At 32.8% G+C, this 8,464-nt stretch carries 9 protein-coding genes and 1 pseudogene; 6 read left to right on the top strand and 4 right to left on the bottom strand.

Annotation, left to right across the window (positions count from 1 at the left end; all coding sequences use genetic code 11):
* Together EV697_RS09010 and EV697_RS09005 are read left to right on the top strand one after the other, a co-directional pair.
* Positions 1–189: class II aldolase/adducin family protein (locus EV697_RS09010; protein WP_341769865.1), on the top strand; the 189-nt coding region annotated here is incomplete at its 5' end.
* A gap of 18 nt (positions 190–207) precedes the next feature.
* Positions 208–831 carry a diacylglycerol kinase gene (locus tag EV697_RS09005; RefSeq protein ID WP_132024832.1) on the top strand — a complete coding sequence of 208 codons (624 nt, stop codon included), beginning with the start codon at positions 208–210 and terminating at the stop codon, positions 829–831.
* A gap of 425 nt (positions 832–1,256) precedes the next feature.
* Here the strand turns inward: EV697_RS09005 and EV697_RS09000 are convergent, their stop codons facing one another.
* From EV697_RS09000 to glpX, 3 genes are all read right to left on the bottom strand, one after another.
* Positions 1,257–1,499 carry a hypothetical protein gene (locus EV697_RS09000; protein ID WP_132024830.1) on the bottom strand — a complete coding sequence of 81 codons (243 nt, stop codon included), beginning with the start codon at positions 1,497–1,499 and terminating at the stop codon, positions 1,257–1,259.
* A gap of 211 nt (positions 1,500–1,710) precedes the next feature.
* Positions 1,711–4,134 carry a DNA topoisomerase (ATP-hydrolyzing) subunit B gene (gyrB, locus tag EV697_RS08995; RefSeq protein ID WP_132024828.1) on the bottom strand — a complete coding sequence of 808 codons (2,424 nt, stop codon included), beginning with the start codon at positions 4,132–4,134 and terminating at the stop codon, positions 1,711–1,713.
* A gap of 165 nt (positions 4,135–4,299) precedes the next feature.
* Positions 4,300–5,313 (bottom strand): class II fructose-bisphosphatase, encoded by a 1,014-nt coding sequence (glpX, locus tag EV697_RS08990; RefSeq protein WP_132024826.1) that lies wholly within the window; start codon positions 5,311–5,313, stop codon positions 4,300–4,302.
* Between the two features lie 208 nt (positions 5,314–5,521).
* Between glpX and EV697_RS08985 the strand changes: the two genes are divergently transcribed.
* The 3 genes from EV697_RS08985 to dprA all read left to right on the top strand — a co-directional run bounded on the left by EV697_RS08985 (position 5,522) and on the right by dprA (position 7,509).
* Complete coding sequence (locus EV697_RS08985; RefSeq protein ID WP_132024824.1) at positions 5,522–5,740, top strand: cell division protein ZapB; 219 nt, start codon at positions 5,522–5,524, stop codon at positions 5,738–5,740.
* Positions 5,741–5,796: 56 nt separating this feature from the next.
* A complete protein-coding gene (gene mioC, locus EV697_RS08980; protein ID WP_132024822.1) occupies positions 5,797–6,240 on the top strand; it encodes an FMN-binding protein MioC in 444 nt (147 codons plus the stop codon).
* A gap of 159 nt (positions 6,241–6,399) precedes the next feature.
* Positions 6,400–7,509 carry a DNA-processing protein DprA gene (dprA, locus tag EV697_RS08975; protein ID WP_132024820.1) on the top strand — a complete coding sequence of 370 codons (1,110 nt, stop codon included), beginning with the start codon at positions 6,400–6,402 and terminating at the stop codon, positions 7,507–7,509.
* A 1-nt stretch (position 7,510) separates the two neighbouring features.
* Here dprA and rsmD read toward each other — a convergent pair whose 3' ends face one another.
* Positions 7,511–8,119 carry a 16S rRNA (guanine(966)-N(2))-methyltransferase RsmD gene (gene rsmD / locus EV697_RS08970; RefSeq protein ID WP_132024818.1) on the bottom strand — a complete coding sequence of 203 codons (609 nt, stop codon included), beginning with the start codon at positions 8,117–8,119 and terminating at the stop codon, positions 7,511–7,513.
* A 110-nt stretch (positions 8,120–8,229) separates the two neighbouring features.
* Between rsmD and EV697_RS09840 the strand changes: the two are divergent.
* Positions 8,230–8,464, top strand: a pseudogene (locus tag EV697_RS09840) (hypothetical protein); the annotation flags it as partial.

The raw sequence follows: 8,464 nt of genomic DNA, 5'->3' as shown, positions 1-8,464 counted from the left end.
TCTCACGGACCTTTTTCTTGGGGAACTGATGCGGATAATGCGGTACATAATGCAGTGGTTTTAGAAGAAATTGCTTATATGAATTTATTTACACGGCAACTTCGTCCTAATTTACAGCCTATGCAACAAGATTTGTTGGATAAGCATTATTTGCGTAAACATGGTAAGAATGCTTACTATGGGCAGTAGAATGAAAAAGGAGGAATTATGACTAAACCATTATTACAAATAGCTCTTGATTCATTAAGCATAGAAAAAGCTATTCAGGATGTAAGACAAGTAGCAAATTTTGTGGACGTAATTGAAGTTGGCACAATTCTTGCTTGTTCTGAAGGAATGAAAGCAATATCAATTATTCGATCATTATATCCAGAGCATATTATTGTATGTGATTTTAAAACTACTGATGCAGGCGGGGTTTTAGCTAAAATGGCATTTGAAGCCGGAGCAGATTGGTTAACGGTATCTGCTGCAGCTCATCCTGCAACCAAATTAGCTTGTCAAGCTGTTGCAGAGGAGTTCAATATGCTCAATCCCCATTTAAAGAATAAAAAAGAAATTCAAATTGAATTATATGGAAATTGGACATTACAAGATGCGGAAAGTTGGATCAGTTCAGGTATTCAACAGGCTATTTATCATCGTTCTCGAGATGCGGAATTAGCTGGGAAAAGTTGGCAGAATGAAGATAGTGCCATTGAAGCCGTTGTTGACCGAGTAGGAACGGAATACCACGAACTTTCAGGCAGGGCAAAAGATTTGGGATCTGCTGCTGTATTTATTGCACTAACAACTGTTGTGGTAACTTGGGGAATAGTTTTGTTTATGTAGTGAAAAAATCGCAAATAGTATTATCTAACAATAAATATAACACATTACAAGAATGAAAAACTAAACCGAAATTTAATAGTTCCTAATATTTATTAATTCATTTTTTGAAAAATTTATACATAACAGAAAAAATAAAAACTAAAGCTAGGTCCAAATAAACCCGACTATCTTCAAGATTTAATAAAGGATATATAAACCCAGAAAATACTGAGAAAATTAAACCCAATATTACAGATAATATTAATACTTTTTTCATTATGGATACAAAAACACTCATAAAAAGAGAAATGATCTTTAAGAAATGCTATCAATGTTATTATTAGCATTATCTACTCTTAATAGATTTTCCCACCAAATTACCATTGTCAACAATTTATTTTAAGAAGAAAACTTTTATTCATCCTAAATAGATGAAAAACATTATATTAAAATTTTTCATGTTTACATCTATTATATTTTATTTCCCAAGGAGCTGGATCTATAACAGCTGTTCCACCGAAACCATTAGATTTAGAGGTATGTGCTTCAAATATACACTTTAAGTATTTTATATTATACGGAGGTAACCTATCTTTATCTGAAGTACAAGAAGACAAAATACTGCAAAAAAATGTTACAAATAATAAATTTTTTACAATTTTAGCTAAGCTCATTCTTGTATCAATCATAACCATTCATTCGTTCAAGCCTTTTACTAGCTACTTTTGCAATCATTTCATCTTGATATAGCTTTTTGGTAACAATACCCGTAAAAATCATAGCAAAACTTAGAAATAAATCATAGATTATTTCTATAAAACCCTCTTTTATTCTGCTTTTAATTTATCTAAACAAAAAGGGCTGAAATATTGATTTCAGCCCTTATGTATATTGACAAAGCTAAATATCCAAATTCGCTCTTAATGCGTTGTCTTCGATAAATGCTCGACGAGGTTCAACTTCATCACCCATTAAGGTAGTAAACAGCTGATCAGCAACAACCGCATCTCGGATCGAAACTTGTAACATTGTTCTTCCATTTGGATCCATAGTCGTTTCCCAAAGCTGTTCTGGATTCATTTCACCTAATCCTTTATAGCGTTGAACCATTAAACCACGACGAGATTCTTTTACTAGCCATTCTACTGCTTGCTCAAAAGATGACACTGGAGATTGACGCTCTCCACGAGCAACATAAGCCCCTTCTTCCAATAATCCTTGTAGCTGGTTTCCTAAACTAATAATTCGTCCATATTCATTACCATTTACAAATTCAAAATTTAAGAAATATTCTGTATCTGCTCCATGAGTACGAACAATCAAAACAACTTCATTAATCTGACGCTCAGTATTAAATGTTAAACGATAACTGTATTGGCTTGCATTGACTTCTTTTTCAGTTAATAAAGTAACTAAAGATCTCGCCCAAAGTTCTACTGTATGTTGATCTTTCATCATTTCAGCCGTTAATACTGGATGATAAACCAACTCTTTTAATAAAGCCTCAGGATACTGACGATGCGTACGGTGAATCATTTTATTGACTGCATTATATTCTGAAATTAATTTTTCTAATGCTTCCCCTTTCATAGCTGGTGCATTTTCATTAACGTACAACGCCGCACCATCTAAAGCAATATTTAACTCATATTGCATCATCGCTTCATCATCTTTTATATATTCTTCATTTTTACCTTTTTTCACTTTATAAAGTGGCGGTTGAGCAATATAAACATGACCGCGTTCTATTAATTCAGGCATTTGACGATAGAAGAATGTCAACAATAATGTACGAATATGTGAACCATCAACGTCCGCATCGGTCATAATAATAATACTATGATAACGTAATTTATCTGGATTATATTCATCTCGACCAATACCACAACCTAATGCGGTAATTAAAGTTCCCACTTCTTGCGAAGAAAGCATTTTATCAAAGCGGGCTTTTTCCACATTTAAGATTTTCCCTTTTAATGGCAAAATCGCTTGATTCTTACGATTACGACCTTGTTTTGCTGACCCACCAGCAGAGTCTCCCTCCACTAAGTATAATTCAGATAAAGCAGGATCTCTTTCTTGACAATCAGCTAATTTACCCGGCAATCCCGCTATATCCAATGCACCTTTACGACGAGTCATTTCACGCGCTTTACGAGCCGCTTCACGAGCTCTTGCGGCATCCATAATTTTGCTTACAATAATTTTTGCATCATTTGGATTTTCATCAAGGTATTCTTGTAGGCGTTCATTCATTGCTGATTCGACCGCACTTTTCACTTCAGAAGACACTAATTTATCTTTAGTTTGCGAAGAAAATTTTGGATCTGGTACTTTAACAGAAACAATCCCCACTAAACCTTCACGAGCATCATCACCAGAAGTTGCCACACTTTTCTTATCTTTCTTGTTAGCATGTTCATCAACATATTTATTTAAAACTCGCGTTAAAGCACTACGAAAACCAGCTAAATGGGTACCACCATCACGTTGTGGAATATTATTAGTAAAGCAATATACATTTTCTTGGTAACTATCATTCCACTGTAATGATACTTCAACACCAATATCATCTTTTTCCATTGAAAAATAAAATGGTTTTGGATGAATTGGTGTTTTTGTTCTATTTAAATATTCGACAAATGCTTGAATACCACCTTCATAATGAAAATGATCATGTTTATCATCACGTTTATCAAATAATTTTATAGAAACACCAGAGTTTAAAAATGATAACTCTCGCAAACGTTTTGCAAGAATTTGATATTCAAATACAATATTGGTAAAAATTTTAGGACTTGGCCAAAAACGTACTGTTGTACCAGTTTGTGTGGTATCACCAATTGCACTTAAAGGGGCTTGCGGTTCACCTAAATTATAAAATTGTTCATATACTTTACCCTGACGACGAACTGTCAGTTGTAATTTATCAGAGAGAGCATTAACTACCGATACACCTACACCATGTAGTCCACCAGAAACTTTATAGGAATTATCATCAAATTTTCCACCAGCATGTAAAACAGTCATAATCACTTGTGCAGCGGATACGCCTTCTTCTGGATGAATATCCACAGGAATACCACGTCCATCATCTTGTACCGAAACTGAATTATCAGAATGAATAGTAACAATAATATCCTTACAATGCCCAGCTAATGCTTCATCAATCGCATTATCCACGACTTCAAAAACCATGTGATGTAAACCAGTACCATCATCAGTATCACCGATGTACATTCCTGGGCGTTTACGCACCGCATCAAGTCCTTTTAGAACTTTTATACTCCCAGCTCCATAGCTTTCATTTGTATTCTCTGACATAAAATTTCTCTATTTTTATTATTAAAAAAACTGTGTTAAATTATAGCAAAAATTTGCTTATTTGGCTAATTATTATAAGAACGCTCCCCGCTATCTAACGATAATAAAAAAGCCTAAAATAAAGAATTTTAGGCTCATAAAAGGAAAGAATTTATTAAAAGAAAATTAAGCACCAATTAGACGATAAAGAGCGGTATCTTTTCTATCTAAATAATGAACAGACTGAATACGTCTAATTGTTCGAGAGCGACCACGAATTAATAAAGTTTCCGTAGTGGCAAGATTGCCTCGACGATGGATCCCTTTTAATAAATCACCATTTGTAATTCCTGTAGCAGAGAAAACTAAATTATCATCTCTGACTAAATCTTCTAATTTCAAAACAGTATTCACTTCTATATTAACTTCTTTACAACGACGAATTTCATCTGCAGCAATCACTTGATTTTCAGATGAATTTCCTTTTACAAGATGTCTTGGTAATAAACGAGCTTGCATTTCTCCACCTAAAGCTCGAATAGCAGCCGCTGCAACAACACCTTCAGGTGCACCACCAATACCATAAAGCATATCTGCCCCACCATCAGGTAAACAACAAAGAATAGAAGCCGCCACATCACCATCAGGAATAGCCATCACTTTTACGCCTAAATCCTGCATTTTTCTAATAACATCTGTATGACGAGGCTTATCTAAAGTAATCACAGTTAATTGAGAAAGTAATTTACCCATTTTCGATGCAACACGACGTAAATTTTGCTCTAAAGGTAAATTTAAATCTATCATATCTTTTGCTTCAGGACCGACTACTAATTTTTCCATATACATATCAGGGGCACGTAAAAACGTGTCTTTACCACCAGCAGCAAGAACAGAAATAGCATTAGACTGCCCCATTGCAGTCATTCTTGTTCCATCAATAGGATCTACCGCAATCGAAACCTCTGCACCTTTTCCTGTGCCAAGCTTCTCTCCAATATATAACATTGGTGCATCATCAATTTCACCTTCACCAATAACCACTTTGCCAGACATCTCTACTTGGTTTAACATTAAACGCATTGCTTGCACTGCTGCATCATCTGCAGCATTTTTATTTCCTCGACCTAACCAAGCAAATCCAGCCAATGCAGCAGCTTCAGTTACTCTTGAAAATTCAATTGCTAACGCCCTATTCATTTTGATGTCTCCTTAATTTTCTTCATCATCTGCAAATAATTAAAAATCGCAATATTCTATCACTATGTAAACGTTTGCGTAATGATAAATAAAAATTTTTAGTTTTTTTCATCGCTCTTCTTGAATAATCAACTTGAAGTAAACTTTAAGTAAGGTAGAATAATAAGAAATTATCTCTGAATAATAAATTACTTAACAAGGAAAAAATATGTCATTAGAAATATTAGATCAATTAGAAGAAAAAATTAAACAAGCTGTTGAAACAATCCAATTACTTCAATTAGAAATAGAAGAATTGAAAGAAGAAAAAAATAAAGAACAACAAAATAATGAACAATTACGTAATGAAAACGAGCAATTAAGAGCAGAGCATAATAATTGGCAAGAGCGTTTACGTTCATTACTTGGTCGCATTGATAACGTTTAATTTTAATAGAAAGAAGGCTTGGATAATTATCTAAGCCTTCTTTTTTAGGACTCAAAATGAGTAAAAAAATATGCCTTATTACAGGTAGTACATTAGGTAGTGCAGAATATGTAGCGGAACATATTCAAGAAATATTACAAGAAAAAGGGTTCTCCAGCTCTTTACACCATGGACCAATGATTAATGATATTATTGATCAGCAAATTTGGTTAATTGTTACCTCCACTCATGGAGCAGGGGATTTACCTGAAAATTTAAAGCCTTTATTTGAATCTATAAAATTACAGCCGTTAGATTTATCTTCAATTCGTTTTGCAGTTATTGGTTTAGGCAATTCTGATTATGATACTTTTTGTTATGCGGTAAATACCGTTGAAAATATATTAAAAACAAAAAGTGCGGTAGAAATTTGTGATGCGTTAAGAATTGATATGCCCAATGTTGATGATCCCGATCAATGTGCTGAAAGTTGGTTACCTAATTTTATAGAAAAAATATAGATATTGATTATATTCTTTTAAATACTTAGTATTTAAATACTTCTCTTTTAATTATTTTTGCGATCATAATCGCAAAAATAATATCGTTCATTCACTATATTCTCATAAAAAACAATATGCTAATAAAACAAAAGTATATTTATCCTATGAGAATATTCAATGAATAAATCAAATGAAATTATTTTACGATTACAACAAATTCCTAGATTGGGGGTAAATAGCATTAATAAAATTCTCAATGAAATTACATTAGAAACGCTAATACAATATGATCAAGAGAAACTAAAAGCTATTGGATGGACTACAACACAAATCCATCGCTGGTTTAATCCAGAAATGCGATATATTCAACCAGCATTAGAATGGGAAGCTAAAGAAAACAATCATACTATTATTAATTTATATGATGAAAATTATCCCTATTTATTAAAACAAATCGCTACACCACCACTATTATTATTTGTTAAAGGAAATATAGATGCCTTAAAACAACAACAAATCGCAATAGTAGGTAGTCGTTCCTGTTCAAATTATGGAGAATACTGGGCAAAATATTTTGCTACAGAACTAAGTCTAGCAGGATTTATTATTACCAGTGGCTTAGCGTTAGGTATTGACGCTTTTAGTCATCAAGCCGTAGTTAATATAAAAGGACAAACTATTGCCGTATTAGGAAGTGGTTTAGAACATATTTATCCCAAAAAACATAAGAAACTTTCTCAAGAAATTATAGATCATAATGGTTGCATTATTTCCGAATTTTTACCTAACCAGCCACCAATAGCACAACATTTTCCTCAAAGAAATCGAATTATCAGCGGACTCTCCCTTGCAACCTTAATTATTGAAGCTAGCGAACGAAGTGGTTCACTCATAACGGCAAGATATGCCCTAGAGCAAAATAGAGATATTTTTGCATTACCAGGCAATATACAAAATAAATACAGTGAAGGTTGCCATAGATTAATTAAACAAGGAGCAATGTTGGTAGAAAACACCGAAGATATTTTAGAAAATCTTTCTTTATTTGGTGTAAATAACTATTTACCTAAAAAACCCCAAAATTTATTAATTGATTATGATGGACCAACGCCACCAGAAGAACCAAACTATCCAGAACTGTACCAACATATAGGTTATACCCCTATTAGTTTAGATGATTTAGCCCTAAAAACATCGTTATCAATAGATATATTACTAACCCAACTACTCGAATTGGAATTACAAGATTTAGTGATTACAGAACAGGGATTATATCGCCGAACTTAATCTAACAAACTGAAACGTCTTGATGTTGAAATAAACGAGAAGTTACTTGACCAGTATTTTTTTCTTTAAGTAACACCCAATCATTTGGTACATCAATAATCTTTCCTTTTTCTGTTTCAATATAAATTAATGCATTCGGTTTTAACCAATTATTTTTTAGTAATAAAAAGATAGTCTGATCAACCAAATCAAAATGAAAAGGCGGATCTAAAAAAACCAAATCAAATTGAGGCTCTGATTGAATTGTCGCTAAAAATAGTAAACTATTTTGATTAATTACATTTGCCTTCTCTGATGAACATTTTAATGTTTTTAAATTGTGGCTAAGCTGATTAGCTACTTTTTTATCTAATTCTAAAAAAATAACCTGCTTTGCTTGACGAGAAAGCGCTTCAAAACCAAGTGAGCCACTACCAGCAAAACAATCTAAACAAACCGAATCAACAATATAAGGCATCAACCAATTGAAGACCATTTCTTTGACCCTATCGCCTGTCGGACGTAATCCTTCTAAAGATAGAACAGGTAATTTTCTTCCTCGCCAATTACCTGCAATAATTCTTACTTCACCCGTTGCCTTTAAACTATTTTGTTGTCGATTTTTTTTCATAGGTAATTTATAAATATGATAAACTGTTTCAATATGTTGTTTAGTTTAGTCTATTTTTCAATAAATGTGATGAATAAATAGAAAAATCCTTAGAATAATAGGAAAAAATTATGTCAAAAGAAGAAAAAAAAAGTGGATTTTGGTCTTGGCTTGGTCTAGGTAAATCAGATAAAAAATTAAAAAATGAGAACGAAGAAAAAACACCCTCTGATATTACAAAAAAAGAAGATTTAGAACAAATAACTATATCGCCTAAAAATCCGCTAATAAATGAAGATCAGACAACCCCTATTGAAAGTGCGGTAGAAATTCCAGAAGATTTTACGAATACATCAGATAAAACAG

It is taken from the genome of Bisgaardia hudsonensis (assembly GCF_004345785.1).
Taxonomy (GTDB): Bacteria; Pseudomonadota; Gammaproteobacteria; order Enterobacterales; family Pasteurellaceae; genus Bisgaardia; species Bisgaardia hudsonensis.
Note: the sequence above shows the minus strand (reverse complement) of the source record. Positions and strands in the feature narration are given on the sequence as shown.